A 16,185-nucleotide genomic window follows, 5' to 3' on the forward strand; every position below is an offset into this window, starting at 1 on the left:
GAGGCGCGCGATGGCGAAGATGATCGTGACCGCGATCGGTTCGGCGGGCGACGTGCATCCGCTGCTCGGCGTCGCGCGCACGCTCGCGGCGCGCGGTCACGACGTCGTGTTCTGCACGCACGCGCCATTCGAGGCAACTGTGCGCCGTTGCGGGTTCGCGTTCGTGCCGATCGGCACCGCGGCCGAATACGAGGCCGCGATGGCGAACCCCGCGCTGTGGGATTCGCGCACGTCGTTTCGCACGCTGTGGCAGGTGATCGCGCCGACGCTGCGCCCGCATTACGACACGCTGCGCGCGCTGACCGACGGCGATACGGTGCTCGTCGGCACGCTGTGGGCGTTCTCCGCGCGCTTCATGCAGGAATTGCACGGCATGCCGTACGTGTCGGTGCAGGTGTCGCCGTCGACGCTGCTGTCCGCGCATGCGCCGCCGACGCACCCGCGCCTGACGATTCCCGCGCGCTGGCCGTTGCCGGTGAAGGCGGCGCTGATGACGCTGATCGAGCGGCAGGTGCTCGATCGCACCTGCGGCCCCGCGCTCAACGCGGTGCGCCACGCGCTCGGGCTCGCGCCGGCGCGGCGCGTGCTGGGCCGCTGGCTGCATTCGACCGACGGCGTGCTGTGCCTGTTTCCCGGCTGGTTCGCGCCGCCGCAGCCGGACTGGCCGTCGAATCATCTGCAAAGCGGCTTCCCGTTGTTCAACGATATTGCGACTCCCGAAGAAGATGTGGCACTCGATGCGTATCTCGCGGCCGGTGAACCCCCGGTCGTGTTCACGGCCGGTTCGACACGCGTCGATCACGCGGCCTATGCGCACGCGGTGGCGGACGCGCTGCGCACGACCGGCGCGCGCGGGATCCTGCTGACGCCGCACGATGCGGCGCCGGACAGCGACCGGTTGCTCGTGCGCCGCTTCGTGCCGATGCGCACGCTGCTGCCGCGCTGCCGCGCACTCGTGCATCACGGCGGGATCGGCACGGCGGCGCTTGCGTTCGAAGCCGGGATCGCGCAGGTCGTCACGCCGTTCGCCCACGACCAGTTCGACAACGCGCAACGGGTCGCCGTGAGCGGCTGCGGCGTGCGGGTCGACGGCCCGATCGACGGCGCGCGGCTCGGCGCAGCGCTCGCGCGCGTGCTTGATGAGCCCGCGTTTGCCGCGCACGCGACGCGTACACGCGCACTGCTGGCGGCCGAGCGGGATGGTTGCGAAGCCGCCGCCGATTTCATCGAACGGTTCGCGCCGCCGCGCGGGCGAGCGGCCGCGCGGCCCGAAGTCGTGGTGGCCGGCGCATGAGCACCGCGTCGCCGTTTCGCGACGGGCCTGTCGCGCCATCCGCGTTCGACGTGCCGGCCCCCGTGCCGGCCGCGCAGCCGGTGCGCGGCCTCCGGCTCGCGCTGCTGACGTTCGCGCTGTCGCTCGCGACTTTCATCGAGGTGCTCGATTCGACCGTGACGAACGTCGCGGTGCCGGCGATCTCCGGCAGTCTCGGCGTCTCGAACAGCCAGGGCACGTGGGTGATCAGCTCGTATTCGGTCGCGGCTGCGATCGCGGTGCCGCTGACGGGCTGGCTTGCGCGCCGCGTCGGCGAGTTGCGGCTGTTCGTCGGCGCGGTGCTGCTGTTCACGCTGACGTCGCTGCTGTGCGGGCTCGCGCGCGACCTGCACGTGCTCGTGATCTGCCGCGCGCTGCAGGGGCTGTTTTCGGGGCCGATGGTGCCGCTGTCGCAGACGATCCTGCTGCGCACGTTCCCGCCGGACAAGCGCACGATCGCACTCGCGCTGTGGGCGATGACGGTGCTGCTCGCGCCGATCTTCGGGCCGGTGGTCGGCGGCTGGATCGTCGACAACTTCTCGTGGCCGTGGATCTTCCTGATCAATTTGCCGATCGGACTGTTCTCGTTCGCGGTCTGCACCGCGATGCTGCGCCCGGATGCGCAACGCGGCGCGGCCGGCCCGGTCGACGTGCCGGGCATCGTGCTGCTCGTGATCGGCGTCGGCTCGCTGCAGGCGATGCTCGATCTCGGCCACGATCGCGGCTGGTTCGGGTCGCCGCTGATCGTCACGCTCGCGGTGGTCGCGGGGCTGTCGATCGTGTCGCTGCTGATCTGGGAGGCGGGCGAAGCGCATCCCGTCGTCGATCTGAGCCTGTTCCGCGATCGCACGTTCTCATTCTGCGTGCTGATCATCTCGCTCGGGATGATGAGCTTCTCGGTGGTCGGCGTCGTGTTCCCGCTGTGGATGCAGGCCGTGATGGGCTACAACGCGTTTCACGCGGGGCTCGCCACCGCGTCGCTCGGCGTGCTCGCGCTGGTGTTCTCGATCGTCGTCGGGCTCCATGCGCATCGCTTCGACGCACGCGTGCTGGCGACCTTCGGCTTCCTCGTGTTCGCGGCCGTGCTCGCGTGGGATGCGCATTTCACGCTGAAGATGACGTTCGCGCAGATCGCCGCGCCGGGGCTGATCCAGGGGATCGGGCTGCCGTGCTTCTTCATTCCGCTGACCGCCGCGACGCTGTCGCGCATTCCGGACGACCGGCTCGCGGCCGCGTCGAGCCTGTCGAATTTCCTGCGCACGCTGTCGGCCGCGTTCGGCACCGCGATGAGCGTGACGCTGTGGGACAACCGCGCGACCTATCACTACGATGTCGTGTCGCAATCCGTCACGCAGGCATCGGCGAATACGCAGCGCTTCGTGCACACGCTGAACGGGATGGGGGTGGACGGCGTGCGCGAGCTATCCACGCTGCACCAGGTCGTGATGCAGCAGGCGTACATGATGGCGACCAACGACATGTTCTGGATGGCGAGCATGACGTGTCTCGCGCTCGCGGCGATGATGTGGCTGACGCGGCCGAAGCGCGGCGCGGCGGCGTCGTTCGGGCATTGAGGAGAGGAACATGACGACACTCGGCGCACTCGTGATCCTGTATCACCCGAGCGATGCACAGCTCGACGCGCTCGGCGCGTGGCGGCATGCGTGCGACGCATTGCTCGTCGTCGACAACACGCCGCAGCCCGATGCGCGCGCCCGCGCGCTGTGCGCGCGCGAAGGCATCGCGCTGCTGCATCATGGCAACCGCGGCGGGATCGCGGGCGCGTACAACGCGGGGCTCGCGGCGCTGTTTCGCGACCGCATCGATGCCGTCGCGCTGTTCGACCAGGATTCGTCGGTGCCGGCCGCGTATTTCCCCGCGATGCGCGACGTCTGCGCGGGGCTCGCGGGGCGTGCGTTCCTGGCCGGCCCGCGCATTTTCGACGAGAACGCGCGCAGTTTCCTGCCCGAACTCTCGACCAACGGGATCGGGCTGCGCCGCCTGCGCATCGAGCCGGGCGCGCCGCTGCAGCGCTGCGCATTCCTGATCTCGTCGGGCTGCGTCGTGTCGCGCGACGCGTTCGACGTGCTCGGCCGCTTCGACGAGACGCTGTTCATCGATCACGTCGACACCGAATACAGCTTCCGCGCGCTGGCGCGCAACGTGCCGCTCTATGTCGTGCCGTCGCTGGTGCTGCCGCACCGGATCGGCGCGAAGCAGCGTCACGCGATCGGCCCTTTTGAAATGACGTCGATGAATCACTCGTGGCAACGGCGCTATTACAGCGCACGCAATGCGGTGCAACTCGGGATGCAGTACGGGCTGCGCTTTCCGGTGGCGATCGTGCCGAACCTGCTGACCCTGTGGCAGGTCGTGCAGATCGCGCTCGTCGAACGCGACAAGCGCGCGAAGCTCGCCGGCATCCTGTTCGGCGTCGCGGACGGCCTGTTCGGCCGGCTCGGCCCGCTCGAACGCACGCGGCCGCGTCTCGCCGCGCGTGCGCAGCGCGTTCAGCAGGGATGAGGGGCGCGATGCGGGGTGTGAAAGAGACGGTGGATCGGGCGCGTGGCGTGAAGGGCGGCTCGATGATGATCGTCGCCGCGGCGGTGTCGCTGGCGTTGAGCGGATGCGTGCCGTCGGGCTTCCTGCCGTCGCTGTCGTTGCGCGCGCCGGCCGACGATGCGCTCGCGCATACGGCCGGCCCCGGCGTGAACGGCGCGTGGCCTGCGCCCGACTGGGTGAAGCAGCTGCGGGATCCGCAACTCGACGCACTGGTCGCCGAGGCATCGCAGCACAACCCCGACCTGCAGGTCGCGCAGGCACGGCTGCGGATCGCGCAGGCGCAGCTTCAGCAGTTCGATTCGTTGACGGGGCTGACGGGCACGGCCGGCGCGACGGTCAGCCGCGCGCGCATGCCGAAGCCGGGCAACGACGTCGCCGACGTATCGGCCGGCGGCTATCGTGTACCCGTCGAGATCTTCGGCGATCCGAACACCTCGCCATCGTCGGTGTTCGTCGGGCTGACCTACCAGCTCGACCTGTGGGGGAAGAACCGCGCCGCGACGAAAAGCCTGATGTCGCTGCGCGAAGCGGCGCGGGTCGAGGCCGAGCAGGTGCGGCTCACGCTCGCGGTGGCGATCGTCACCGTGTACTGCCAGCTCGACCAGGCCTATGCGACGCAGGAGCTGCTGCAGCAGAAACTGAAGGTCAGCCAGCGCGTGACGACCGTGTTGCGCGAGCGCACCGCGCGCGGGCTCGACAATGCGTACGACGCGAGCGACGCATCGATCAAGCGCAGCAAGCTGCTCGCGCAGATCGCGCTGAACGACGAGCAGATCAAGCTTGCGCAATTGCAGCTCGGCGTGCTGTCTGGCCGCGGCCCCGAGCGCGGGCTCGTGCTGCAACGGCCGCGCGTCGGCGCATTCGCGGGCGGCGCGCTGCCTGCGCGGCTGCCGGCCGATCTCCTGGGTCGCCGGCCCGACATCGTCGCCGCACGGTTGCGAGTCGAGGCCGCGTTCGCGAATGCCGATTCGACGCGCGCGCAGTTCTATCCGGACGTGAACCTCGTCGCGCTCGGCGGCGTGTTCGCGCTGACGCCCGCGTCGCTGTTCTCGCGCGATGCGCTCGCCGGTTCCATCGGCCCGGCGATCTCGCTGCCGATCTTCGATCGCGGCCGGCTGAAGGCCAAGCTCGGTGCGGATGTCGCGCAGGCCGACGTCGCGATCGGGTTGTACAACAAGACCGTCGATGATGCGCTCGGGCAGGTCGCGCAGATCGTCACGTCGCTGCAGACGTCGCAGACGCTCGTCGCGGAGCAGCAGGACGCGGTAGCGGCCGCGCAGAAGATCGTGGAGATCGCGACCGACCGTCACCGGCGCGGCGTGCTGATGCAGAAGGATGTGGATGTCGCGGATCTCACGCTGATCGACGAGCGCGCGCAGATGATCGCATTGCTCGGCCGGCAGCGGACGCTGCGCGTCGGGCTGATCGGCGCGCTGGGCGGCGGATTCGATGCGGGCGCAACGGTCGCGCAGGCGCAGGCCGGGCATCGCGCGCGTGGCGGGGCGGCGAAGCGAGGCGCTTCGACTGTCGCGCCCGCTGCGACCGCCGTGGCTGCGGCGACCGTCACGCCCGTACCGACCGCTGCCGCGACCGCGAGCCGATCGATGGCGGGGCCGTCGGCCGATGCGCGGGCGGCGAGTGCGGCCGTGCCGCAGGCCGTCGCTGCATCGAATGCGGGGGCGGCACGGCGCGACGACGTGGCACGCACGCCGGCTGTCGGTGCGACACCTCGCGGCACCCCCGTTCTCGCGCGCGCGGCCGCGGTGAATTCGGCGCCGAGCCCGTCGGTCATACCGCCGATCCCCCTGTTCCAGCACGATCGTCTGATCGTTACGCAAAGCGACTGATGCACCACGACAACCTTCATACCGCCGCGCCGCCGGCTGCCCTGAACGACCCGGCACTCGACGCGCGCCGCGCGACGCGCCGCAAGCGCTTCATCGTGTTCTTCGCGGTCGTGCTGGTGGCCGCGCTTGCATGGATCGCGTACTGGCTGCTGAGCGATCGCTATTACGAAGACACCGACGACGCATACGTCGCCGGCAGCATCGTGCAGGTCGCCGCGCAGATCCCCGGATCGGTGACCGACGTCGTGGTCGCCGATACGCAGGCCGTGCGCGCCGGCCAGACGCTCGTGAAGCTCGACGACACCGAGGCGTCGGTCGCGTTCGCGCAGGCGAAGGCGCAGCTCGCACAGGCCGTGCGGCAGGTTGCGAACGCGAAGATCTCGAACACGATGTACGTCGAGGCCGTGAATGCGCGGCGCGCCGACCTGTCGCTCGCGCAGCGTGCGTTCGCCGCGCGCTCGGGCGCGGCGGTCGAGATTGTCGCCCCCGAGGAACTCGCGCGTGCGCGCGCGGCGGTCGCCGGCGCGCAGGCGAATCTCGCGGCCGCGCAGGCGCAGCTCGACGCGGCACGCGCGCTCGGCACCAAGCTGCCCGTCGACGAAAGCCCGGCCGTCGTGCAGGCGGCCGCGCAGTTCAAGCTCGCGTACCGGAACCTGAAGCGCACGACGATCGTCGCCCCGGTCGACGGCACGATCGGGCAGCGTTCGGTGCAGGTCGGCCAGCAGGTCGGGCCCGGTGTGCCGCTGATGTCGATCGTGCAGCTCAATCAGCTGTGGATCGAGGCGAATTTCAAGGAAGGGCAGATTCGCCACATGCGCATCGGGCAGCCGGTCGAGATCGTGTCGGATCTGTATGGCTCGCGCGTGAGCTATCGTGGCCGCGTGCAGGGCTTCTCGGCGGGCACCGGCAGCGCATTTTCGATGCTGCCGTCGCAGAATGCGGCCGGCAACTGGATCAAGGTCGTGCAGCGCGTGCCGGTCGTGATCGCGATCGAGCCGCGCGATCTCGCCGCGCATCCGCTGCGCGTCGGGCTGTCGATGCGCGCGACGGTCGACACGCACGACCGCAACGGCCACGCGCTCGACAGCGAGCCGCCGACGCCGGCCGTCAGCACGCGCGTGCACGACGGCGTCGCGAGCGAAGCGGAAAGCGCCGCCGCCGCGATCGTCCGCGAGAATCAGGGCGGGTAGCGTCTGCCCAAAGGCGGGGGAGGCCGGTCGTCAGGACCGGCCCGCCCGCCGGCGCGTCACGCTGCGGGTGAATGCCGCGTGCGCCACCTTCCCGTCGTTTCCCGCCCGACTTTCGGTTTTCCGCCATCGATGTCGGCGCCGTTCAAACGCATGTCGCGTTTGAGACATCGGCGCCCCTGCCTCCGGGACTACTCTCGAACAGCACGTTGCGCGTGCGCCGCATGAGCCGGCGCGCCGCGGCGCCATCCAACGAGACATGGAGACAATACGATGAGCAGCAATCGAGGTGTCGTCTATCTTGGGCCGGGCCAGGTCGAAGTTCAGAAAATCGATTATCCGAAGATGGTCGATCCGACCGGCCGTGCGATCGGCCACGGCGTGATCCTGAAAGTGGTCAGCACGAACATCTGCGGTTCCGACCAGCACATGGTGCGCGGCCGCACGACCGCGCCGGTGGGCCTCGTGCTGGGTCACGAGATCACGGGCGAAGTGGTCGAGATCGGCCGCGACGTCGAGACGCTGAAACTCGGCGATCTCGTGTCGGTGCCGTTCAACGTGGCATGCGGCCGCTGTGCAATGTGCAAGGACACGCACACGGGCGTGTGCCTGAACGTGAACCCGTCGCGTGCGGGCGGCGCCTACGGCTACGTCGACATGGGTGGCTGGATCGGCGGCCAGGCCGAGTACGTGCTGGTGCCGTACGCGGATTTCAACCTGCTGAAATTCCCCGATCGCGATCAGGCGATGTCGAAGATCCGCGATCTGACCTGCCTGTCCGACATTCTGCCGACCGGTTATCACGGTGCGGTGAGCGCGGGCGTGAAGCCGGGCTCGACGGTCTATATCGCGGGCGCGGGCCCGGTCGGGATGGCGGCGGCCGCATCGGCGCGCCTGCTCGGCGCGGCGGTGACGATCGTCGGCGACATGAACGCGGAACGCCTCGCGCATGCGCGGGCGATGGGCTTCGAGACGGTCGACCTGTCGAAAGATGCCTCGCTCGGCGAGCAGATCGAGCAGATCCTCGGCGTGCCGGAGATCGACTGCGCGGTCGACTGCGTCGGCTTCGAGGCGCATGGTCACGGTTCGTCGGGCCATTCGGAAGAAGCGCCCGCGACGGTGCTGAACTCGCTGATGGAAATCACGCGGCCGGCCGGCGCGATCGGCATTCCGGGCCTGTACGTGACGGACGATCCGGGCGCGAAGGACAAGGCCGCGCAGCACGGCAGCCTGAGCATCCGCTTCGGCCTCGGCTGGGCGAAATCGCACTCGTTCTTCACGGGCCAGACGCCGGTGCTGAAGTACAACCGTAACCTGATGCAGGCGATCCTGTTCGACCGGCTGCCGATCGCGAAGATCGTCAACGTCGAAGTGATCTCGCTCGACCAGGCGCCGGAAGGCTACAAGAAGTTCGACGGCGGCGCGCCGCGCAAATTCGTCATCGACCCGCACGGGTTGCTGGCGGCGTAACGCGACCGATCACCACGCGGCAATCGAAGGGGCCGGGGCGCTTGAGCGCCCCGGCCCTTTGTGCATTCGGGAATGCGTGCGCTCAGTGCCCGCGATAGCGCCGGGCGAGCAGCTCACGCGTGAACGATCGACCGGGCGACGTTCGCCCGGCTCCGTTCACGTGGTGCGCTCCATCGCGGCGTCGTACTGACCGCGGCAGGCCGCACCGTTCAGGCGTGCGCGCAGCAGCAGCGCATCCTGCGCGGCGCGTACGTTGGCCGCCTGTCCCTTCCACGCCGCCAGCGGCGGCTCCTGCAGTGCGCGCCCATAGGAAAAGCTCAGCAGCCACGGCCGCCCGGCAACGCGATTCATCGCGTCGAGATGCGCCGTCGCTTCCTCGGGCGTCTGTCCGCCGGACAGGAAGAAAATGCCGGGCACTTCGGCCGGCACGACGCTGCGCAACAGGCGCACCGTCGCCTCTGCGACTTCGGCGTGGGCCGGCGGTGCGGTGTGCGTGCTGCCCGCGACGACCATGCTCGGTTTGAGCAACATGTGCGCCAGCACGACCCGATGCCGGTGCAGCGCGTCGAACACGGCGTGCAGCACGGCGTCGGTCACTTGCGCGCAGCGGCCGATCGAATGATCGCCGTCCATCAGCACTTCCGGCTCGACGATCGGCACGACGCCGGCCTCCTGGCAGATCGCCGCATAGCGCGCCAGCGCTTCGGCGTTTGCCTGGATCGCCGCATGGCCCGGCAGCGTGGCGGACACGTTGTACACCGCGCGCCATTTCGCGAACCGCGCGCCTTGCCGCTGGTAGCCGTCGAGGCGCGCCGCAAGCCCATCGAGCCCTTGCGTGATTTCGTCGCCGGGCGCGAGCGCGAGCGGGATCTTGCCCGCGTCGACCTTGATGCCGGGCACGATCTGCTGGCGAGCGGCGAGTTCGGGCAACGGCGTGCCGTCGTCCGCACATTGCCCGAGCGTCTCTTCATACAGGATCACGCCGCTGACGAATTCACCGAGGCCCGGTGTCGACAGCAACAGGGTGCGCCATGTGCGGCGGTTCTCTTCGGTCGATTCGACCGCGATCGTCTTGAAGCGCTTCGCGATGGTCGGCCCGCTTTCGTCGGCCGCCAGCAAGCCTTTGCCATCCTGAACGAGTGCCTGGATCGTCGCCTGGAGTGCGCTCTCGGTGCTCATGGAATTCCTCCGCTGAAACCGCCATGCGGCCGTGCCGGCCGCCCGCTGTTCACTTCGTCACATTGTCACGCCGCCTGCCGATTTCATTCTTTGTCGCGCACCGGCCAGAACGCAAGGCGCGTGCCGCGCCTGATTGGCGCGCTCGGGTGGCATCGTCCGCGCCAGGGCTGGTGCGTGTGCCATTGCCGCGAGGCCGGCGCACCGATGGGCGGCATCGCGTGTTCGACCGTGGGTGTCCGCAGTCGGCCGTCGTTGAGGCGCACGGATGGAAATCACGCGGCCGGCCGATGCGATCGGCATCCCGGGTCGGTACGTGACGGACGATCCGGGCGCGAAGGACAAGGCCGGGCAGCACGGCAGCCTGAGCCTCCGCTTCGGCCTCGGCTGGGCGAAGTCGCACGCCGCGCGGCCCGGAGCGCTGGCGCCCGGCGATCCCGGCCATACGAAATTGCTGCGATAATCATCGCCCGTTCCCGACCCCACCGCCGCCGACCGGCGGCACATTCACGGATGGCCAAGTCACTTCCCCTCGCAGCGTTGCACACGTTCGTCGAAGTGGCGCGCTGCGGCAGCATGAAACAGGCGGCCGACCAGCTCTGCATTTCTCCGGGCGCCGTCAGCCAGCATGTCCGCAATCTCGAGGATCGCCTCGCCGTGCGCCTGTTCGAGCGCACTGGCCGCGAACTCGAGCTGACCGGCACGGGCCGTGCGCTGTTCGACCAGCTCGCCGGCGGCTTCAACGAGATCGAGGCCGCGTGGGCGAACGTGCACGGCGCCAATCGGCGCATCGTCCGTCTCGCGGTGACGACCACCGCCTCCTTCGCGAACACGTGGCTCGTGCAGCGCCTCGGCGGGTTCAATGCTGCGTACCCGGAAATCGAAATCACGGTCGAGACGCGCGGGCAGCTGGTCGACTTGCGTCGCGACTATGTCGACGTCGCGATCCGGCACGGGTTGGGCCGCTATCCCGGACACGCGTCGTTCCGCATCTGGACGCCCGAGCTGTGGCCCGTGTGCAGCCCGCAACTGCTCGATCCCGCCCGTCCGGTCGCCACGCCGGCCGACTGCCTGTCGTACCCGCTGTTGCAGGATGCGGATCGTGCCGACTGGGCGTTGTGGCTGCGCGCGCAGGGGATCGAGGATGCCCGTGCGCCGCGCGGCGCGAGCTTCAGCGAGGATGCGTTGCTGATCAAGGCGGCGGTCGCCGGGCAGGGCATGGCGCTGGTGCGCGACATCTATGCGCGGGACGAAATCGCGGCCGGCCGGCTGGTACGTGTGCTCGCACGGCCCTGGCCGACCGAACTGTCCTACTACGTCGTGTGCAGCGAAGCGCGCCAGCACGAGTGGAAGATCGCCGCGTTCCGCGACTGGCTCGCGAGCGAGATCGGCAGCGGCGACGACGGCCCGCGCGATCTACTGGCGTGACCCGCGCACGGCGGTGGCCGCGAACCCCTTGAGCTTGCCGGTCGCGAGCGCGGTGCCGAGCAGGATGATTGCGCATCCGGCGACCGTCTGCACCGAGATCGTCTCGTGCAGGAAGATCGCCCCCCATACGACACCGAAGATCGGGATCAGGAACGTGACCGACGCGGCATATTGCGCGCCCGCATGGCGGATCAGCCCGAAGTACAGCAGGTAGGCGACGGCCGTGCAGATCGAGCCGAGCAGCACCACCGCGATCCACGCAGACGTGTGAACGGGGCCGTGTGGCCACAGCGGCAGCGCGAGCGGCACGAGCGCGACCGCCGCGAACAACTGGCTGCCGAATGCCGACACGAACGGCCTGACGTTCGCCAGCTTGCGCTTCGAGTAATGCGCGGCGAACCCGTACGACAGCGTCGCGAGCATTGCCGCGGCGATCGCGCGCGGTGCGCCGGGTGTACCGGCACCGACCGCCGAACCGGCGAGCACGACGACGCCGGCAAAGCCCAGCGCGAGACCGAGCGCCTGCGGCTTCGTCAGCGGCGCGCGCAGCCACACGTACGCGACGATCGCGGTCCATAGCGGTGTCGTCGCATTCAGGATCGAATCGGTGCCGGCCGACACGAACAGCGCCGCGTAGGTCAGCAGGCAGAACGGCAGCGCCGAGTTTGCGATGCCGACGACGAACAGCGGCACCAGATGCGAGCGGAATTCCTGTCGCGCCTGCGCGTGGCGCAGCACCGGCGACAACAGCACGGCCGCGATCGCGACGCGCAGCGCGATCAGCGGGACGACGCCGAATTCCGGTGCGCCCATGCGCATGAACAGGAAGGACGCGCCCCAGATGGCAGCCAGGGTCACGAGCTGTAGTGCATTCATCGACGACTCCGTTCGGTGGATCGGGCGACCGGCCGGAACGCGATACGCGCCGGCGCGGGCGAATGACCCATTGAACGTCACGCGCGAGTCGCGATGCAAACGAGGTTTTGTGACGGGCGGTTTAGAAAAATGAATCGACGGACACGCATGCACGGACTGCGCATGCGCGCTCAGTGGCCGCGATAGAGCTGCGCGATTTGCGTATTGCTGGCGGTGGCGCGTCGCGCATGCACGGTGTGCACGCTCACGCGGTGGAATGCGCGGGCACGATGCGCGGCACTGCGGCTGGCCTTCCAGTCCGCCAGGCGAACCGTGGCGGTGGGGTGCGACCGGTCGCGGGCACGCATGGCCGGCACCGCCCGCGCGACGGCCGTCCGTCCGGCCGATTCGCCGAGATCGGGGCTACCCTGTCGGGCGGCGGCCACCTGCGCTCCGTCAGCCGAATGAAACGGATAGACGGGCGCCGGCAAGACCGGCAGCACGGGATCGTTCGACGCGTACGGGCCGGCATCGCTTGCCGTCGCGCCCGAACCATTCGAACCGCGACAGACCGGATCGGCCTTGCACGTCCGGTCGACCGTCACGTAGCCGCCGACCAGCAGCACGAGCGTCAGGATGCTCAGGATCGGTGCGCTCGATGCGCGCGGCCGCCGGAACGCCGCGTTGCGAAGCGCCCGTGCGACGCGCGACGACCACGTGTGAAAGGAGTGCGCCGCATGGGTGGCATGCGTGTCGTCCGAGGCCTGGCGCACCGGATCGAACGGCCAGTTCCGCTGGCCGCAGACGGGGCAGTGCTCGAGTGCGCGGAAGGCCACGAAGCCGCATTCCCTGCAGCGGCAGCAGGTGGTGCGTCGTGCTTCGGCTCGCGCGTTCAGGATTGCACGCCAGTCGTCGCGCGCGCGGCTTGTCCGGTTGGGCAGGACTCGCATCGCTGGAAGCGGGTGGGCGCCGTCAACGCGGCGAACGGTCGCCGGTCGTCACGATCCTTTCCTGCCAGGCAGCCGGCCGGCTCGTGCCGGAATCCGGCGGAGCGTGCGTCGTCGAGGGTCGTTCGCATGCGGTGCTCATGAGGTTCTCCATGACGTCGAGTGCGCGGAACGCATTCGTTCGTGGCGGCCTACCGCTTCATTCTTGGTCGCAGGCGCGTGAAACGCAAGGCACAATAGGCCGCTGTAATTCGTCAGATCCACGCTAGCCGTCCTGCCGCTGCCGGGCCGCGAGCGTCCCGATGGTCTGCATCGCGTGCTCGACGGCCGGTGTCCACGGCCGGCCGTAATTGAGCCGAAGATAGCGGCGGAATCCGCCGGTCGCGGAAAAGATCGGCCCCGGCGCGATGCTGACGCCGCCTTCCATCGCATCGTCGAACAGATGCATCGCATCCACGCGCGGCGGCAGTTCGATCCACAGGAAATACCCGCCGCGCGGCGCGAATACCTCGGTGCCGGCCGGAAAATACGCGCGCACGGCCGCGAGCATCTGCGCCTGATGCGCGGCGAGATTGCGGCGCAGCTTGCGCAGGAAGCGGTCGTACGCGCCGTCGCGCAGGTAGCTCGAAATCGCCATCTGCGCGGGCACGTCGGCCGCCGGCGCACTCGCGCCTTTTGCCTGACGGATCTGCCGCACGTAGCGTCCGGCCGCGACCCAGCCGATCCGGAACCCGGGCGCGAGGCACTTCGAGAACGAACCGCAATGCAGGACGAGCCCGCTGTCGTCGTACAGCTTGGCGGGGCGCGTGGGTGCCGTGCCGAAATGCAACTCGCCATAGACGTCGTCCTCGATCAACGGTACGTTGCGTGCCGCGAGCAGGTCGATCAGCGCACGCTTGCGCTCGTCGGTGAGTGTCGCGCCGGTCGGGTTGTGGAACGACGTCATGAACCAGCACGCGCGCACCGGATGCGTGTCGAGTGCCTGCGCGAGTGCATCGAGGTCGAGGCCCGTGCGCGGGTCGACCGGAATCTCGACGGCCTTCAGGTGCAGGCGCTGCACGGCATGCAGCACCGCATGGAACGCGGGCCGTTCAATCGCGACGATGTCGCCGGGGCGCGTGAGCGCCTGCAGGCTCAGCGTCAGCGCTTCGAGCGCGCCGGTCGTGATGACGATCTCGTCCATCGGCAACGCCGCGCCCGCGTTCAGGTAGCGCAATGCAATCTGGCGACGCAGCGCGTCGTAGCCGGGCGGCAATCCCGAGAGCAGTTTCGTGCGGTCCATGCTGCGCGCCGCCGACGCAACGTAGCGCCACAGGCTGCTCATCGGGAACAGCGAATAGCTGGCGAATGCGGAGCCGAGTGGCACGACGTCGTCGCATTTGAGCGAATCGAGCAGACGCAACAGCGTGTCGTCGCCGCCGATGGGTGCGGCGGCCGGCTTGCGCGGCGGATCGTGGCCGAATCGAAGGTGTTTGTCTTCGAGGTTCGCAATGAAATATCCGGACCGTGCGCGCGCGACGATCAGACCCTCGCTTTCGAGCGCGTAGTACGCGCGAAACACGGTGGACGGGCTTACGCCGTATGCACGGCACGCGGCACGCACGGTCGGGATGCGCGCACCGGGGGCCAGATCTCCACGCCGGATCGACTCGGAAATCGTCCGGGCGAGCATCGCATAACGCTTCATGCCTGCCTCAAGTCGAGCAGCTTTGTGCCGAAAAAAGAGTAGCACGGCGCGCGCTGCGCGACAGGCCTCGTTATCCCGTGATCCGCTTGTTTTTCACGGGCTCTGATCCTGTTTTTCGGCGCGACTCGCTGGCATGCTTTCGCCGCTCGAGCAATCTTCGTTCCCGACATTGACCGATACGGAACTCACGCTGTCCGCCGGCTGATCCGTGGCCCGTGCGCCGGTGCGTACGAGGTCTAGTCAGCGGTGTCATGACCCTAACCGGAAACCTTCAGCGTGAAATCGAATACTCTCGTCGCGGGCCTCGTGGCCGGCCTCGCCCTCAACCTGCTCGGCGGCGCCGCGCAGGCCGCCTGCATCAGCAATCCGCCGACGCAATCCAACGCGACGTTTCCCGCCGCACTGACCGGCAAGCTCGTCTATCACAGCTACGTCAAGTACGGCGACGGCACGAGCCAGCTGTTCCTCTACGACTTCTCGGCCCATACGCTGACGCAACTGAGCAAGAGCGCATGGGGCATCACCGATCCGATGAACGGCGTGTTCAGCCCCGACGGCAAGTGGCTCGCGTTCATGGGCATCAGCAACGGCGCATGGAACGTGTTCATGCTGCAGCTCGGCGCGGGCACACCGCCGGTCAACCTGACGAACAGCACCGGCGCGACGCGTAACGAGGATCCGAAATTCAGCGCGGACGGCAAGACCCTCGTGTTCAAGCAGAACGGCGACGTCAAGCAGGCGACGCTGTCGTACACGAGCGCGGGCCCGGTCTTCACGTCGGTCGTGAGCCTGACGAATGCGCCGGCCGGCGCCGAATACTCGATGCCGTTCCTCGCGCCGGATGCGAGCGCCGTGTACTACGCGACCGGCACCGGCGCGAACATGGGGCTGATGAAGCGCACGCTCGCGACCGGTGTCACCGTCACGTTCGATCACCCGGCCGGGCTGCAGACGTATTACCCGATCGTGCGTGGGGACGGCATGGTGTTCTATGCACGCTGGAAAGACAGCGGCCAGGCCGACCAGATCTATACGAAGACCGCGGACCCGGCGTCGACGCCGAACGCATTGCCGATCAACGACTGCGTGAGCAACAACTCGGATCCGGCACCGGTGAGCGGCACGAACTACGTATTCTTCTCGTCGACGACGGCGGGCGGCTATCAGCTCTACGTCGGTGACGTGACGACCGGCCAGCGCTGGAGCCTGTCGCAGTTCGGCGTGAACGCCGACACGACGAAGGCCAAGCTCGGGTCGAGCTACTACGGTGGCCCGGCTGCCGCACAGCCGACACTGCTGTCGCAAGGCCACCCGGCTGCCGCATCGGCGAGCTACAACGCGTCGCTCACGCCCGACAAGGCGTTCGACGGCAACACCACGAGCACGCGCTGGGATTCGCCGGAGGGTGCGGGCGTCGATCCGCAATGGATCTCCGTGGATCTCGGTGCGACGAAGACGATCAACAGCATCGATCTCTACTGGGATGCGGGCGCGCTCGTCTACCAGATCCAGGTGTCGAACGACAACGCGAACTGGACGACGATCTACTCGACGAACAACGGCGTGTCATACGGCCACGTGACGCTGCCGAACCTGAACGGGCATGGGCGCTACGTGCGGATGTATGGCACGAAGCGCGCGACGCAGTGGGGTTATTCGCTCGACGAAATGCAGGTGTGGGGATCGTAAGCGCAAAGAAAAAAGCGACCTTCGA

12 protein-coding genes and 1 pseudogene are annotated in these 16,185 nt (G+C 68.6%); 9 read left to right on the top strand and 4 right to left on the bottom strand.

Going from position 1 to position 16,185, the window contains the following annotated elements:
- Positions 1–10: 10 nt before the first annotated feature.
- The 6 genes from BDO18943_RS03225 (at position 11) to fdhA (ending at position 8,378) form a co-directional block, all read left to right on the top strand.
- Positions 11–1,294 (top strand): glycosyltransferase, encoded by a 1,284-nt coding sequence (locus tag BDO18943_RS03225; protein WP_175021198.1) that lies wholly within the window; start codon positions 11–13, stop codon positions 1,292–1,294.
- Entirely contained in the window at positions 1,291–2,886 is a 1,596-nt protein-coding gene (locus BDO18943_RS03230) for a DHA2 family efflux MFS transporter permease subunit (protein WP_175021199.1), read from the top strand. Before BDO18943_RS03225 ends, BDO18943_RS03230 begins: the two co-directional genes overlap by 4 nt.
- A 10-nt stretch (positions 2,887–2,896) precedes the next feature.
- On the top strand, positions 2,897–3,835 hold the full coding sequence (locus BDO18943_RS03235) for a glycosyltransferase family 2 protein (RefSeq protein ID WP_043180486.1): 939 nt from the start codon (positions 2,897–2,899) through the stop codon (positions 3,833–3,835).
- Positions 3,836–3,897: 62 nt separating this feature from the next.
- Positions 3,898–5,721 (top strand): efflux transporter outer membrane subunit, encoded by a 1,824-nt coding sequence (locus BDO18943_RS03240; RefSeq protein ID WP_407649789.1) that lies wholly within the window; start codon positions 3,898–3,900, stop codon positions 5,719–5,721.
- Positions 5,721–6,911, top strand: coding sequence for an HlyD family secretion protein (locus tag BDO18943_RS03245; RefSeq protein ID WP_175021201.1), 1,191 nt, complete (start codon positions 5,721–5,723; stop codon positions 6,909–6,911). The genes BDO18943_RS03240 and BDO18943_RS03245 overlap by 1 nt, the downstream gene beginning before the upstream one ends.
- A gap of 270 nt (positions 6,912–7,181) precedes the next feature.
- Positions 7,182–8,378 carry a formaldehyde dehydrogenase, glutathione-independent gene (fdhA, locus tag BDO18943_RS03250; protein WP_043180475.1) on the top strand — a complete coding sequence of 399 codons (1,197 nt, stop codon included), beginning with the start codon at positions 7,182–7,184 and terminating at the stop codon, positions 8,376–8,378.
- A gap of 156 nt (positions 8,379–8,534) precedes the next feature.
- Here the strand turns inward: fdhA and BDO18943_RS03255 are convergent, their stop codons facing one another.
- The gene (locus BDO18943_RS03255; RefSeq protein ID WP_175021202.1) at positions 8,535–9,557 is read right to left on the bottom strand and encodes a class I fructose-bisphosphate aldolase; all 1,023 of its coding nucleotides are present in this window, start codon (positions 9,555–9,557) and stop codon (positions 8,535–8,537) included.
- A 265-nt stretch (positions 9,558–9,822) separates the two neighbouring features.
- On the opposite strand from BDO18943_RS03255, the pseudogene BDO18943_RS03260 reads away from it, so the two are divergent.
- Positions 9,823–9,960: pseudogene (locus BDO18943_RS03260) on the top strand (formaldehyde dehydrogenase, glutathione-independent); the annotation flags it as partial.
- A gap of 107 nt (positions 9,961–10,067) precedes the next feature.
- Positions 10,068–10,982, top strand: a complete 915-nt coding sequence (locus BDO18943_RS03265; RefSeq protein WP_175021203.1) for a LysR substrate-binding domain-containing protein — start codon at positions 10,068–10,070, stop codon at positions 10,980–10,982.
- Here the strand turns inward: BDO18943_RS03265 and BDO18943_RS03270 are convergent.
- The 3 genes from BDO18943_RS03270 to BDO18943_RS03280 form a co-directional block, all read right to left on the bottom strand.
- Positions 10,971–11,858, bottom strand: coding sequence for a DMT family transporter (locus BDO18943_RS03270; protein ID WP_175021204.1), 888 nt, complete (start codon positions 11,856–11,858; stop codon positions 10,971–10,973). The genes BDO18943_RS03265 and BDO18943_RS03270 overlap by 12 nt on opposite strands.
- Positions 11,859–12,028: 170 nt before the next feature.
- Complete coding sequence (locus tag BDO18943_RS03275) at positions 12,029–12,787, bottom strand: hypothetical protein (protein ID WP_175021205.1); 759 nt, start codon at positions 12,785–12,787, stop codon at positions 12,029–12,031.
- A gap of 262 nt (positions 12,788–13,049) precedes the next feature.
- Positions 13,050–14,471 (bottom strand): aminotransferase-like domain-containing protein, encoded by a 1,422-nt coding sequence (locus tag BDO18943_RS03280; RefSeq protein WP_175021206.1) that lies wholly within the window; start codon positions 14,469–14,471, stop codon positions 13,050–13,052.
- A 276-nt stretch (positions 14,472–14,747) separates the two neighbouring features.
- Here BDO18943_RS03280 and BDO18943_RS03285 point away from each other — a divergent pair, with 276 nt between their 5' ends.
- Entirely contained in the window at positions 14,748–16,160 is a 1,413-nt protein-coding gene (locus BDO18943_RS03285; RefSeq protein WP_175021207.1) for a discoidin domain-containing protein, read from the top strand.
- Positions 16,161–16,185: the final 25 nt, after the last annotated feature.

This window comes from Burkholderia aenigmatica (assembly GCF_902499175.1).
GTDB lineage: Bacteria > Pseudomonadota > Gammaproteobacteria > Burkholderiales > Burkholderiaceae > Burkholderia > Burkholderia aenigmatica.

Coding starts and splice junctions, on each gene's coding strand:
- BDO18943_RS03265 (WP_175021203.1), top strand. CDS start 10,068: ATGGCCAAGTCACTTCCCCTCGCAGCGTTGCACACGTTCGTCGAAGTG.
- BDO18943_RS03245 (WP_175021201.1), top strand. CDS start 5,721: ATGCACCACGACAACCTTCATACCGCCGCGCCGCCGGCTGCCCTGAAC.
- BDO18943_RS03230 (WP_175021199.1), top strand. CDS start 1,291: ATGAGCACCGCGTCGCCGTTTCGCGACGGGCCTGTCGCGCCATCCGCG.
- fdhA (WP_043180475.1), top strand. CDS start 7,182: ATGAGCAGCAATCGAGGTGTCGTCTATCTTGGGCCGGGCCAGGTCGAA.
- BDO18943_RS03225 (WP_175021198.1), top strand. CDS start 11: ATGGCGAAGATGATCGTGACCGCGATCGGTTCGGCGGGCGACGTGCAT.
- BDO18943_RS03275 (WP_175021205.1), bottom strand. CDS start 12,787: ATGCGAGTCCTGCCCAACCGGACAAGCCGCGCGCGCGACGACTGGCGT.
- BDO18943_RS03270 (WP_175021204.1), bottom strand. CDS start 11,858: ATGAATGCACTACAGCTCGTGACCCTGGCTGCCATCTGGGGCGCGTCC.
- BDO18943_RS03255 (WP_175021202.1), bottom strand. CDS start 9,557: ATGAGCACCGAGAGCGCACTCCAGGCGACGATCCAGGCACTCGTTCAG.
- BDO18943_RS03280 (WP_175021206.1), bottom strand. CDS start 14,471: ATGAAGCGTTATGCGATGCTCGCCCGGACGATTTCCGAGTCGATCCGG.
- BDO18943_RS03240 (WP_407649789.1), top strand. CDS start 3,898: ATGATGATCGTCGCCGCGGCGGTGTCGCTGGCGTTGAGCGGATGCGTG.
- BDO18943_RS03235 (WP_043180486.1), top strand. CDS start 2,897: ATGACGACACTCGGCGCACTCGTGATCCTGTATCACCCGAGCGATGCA.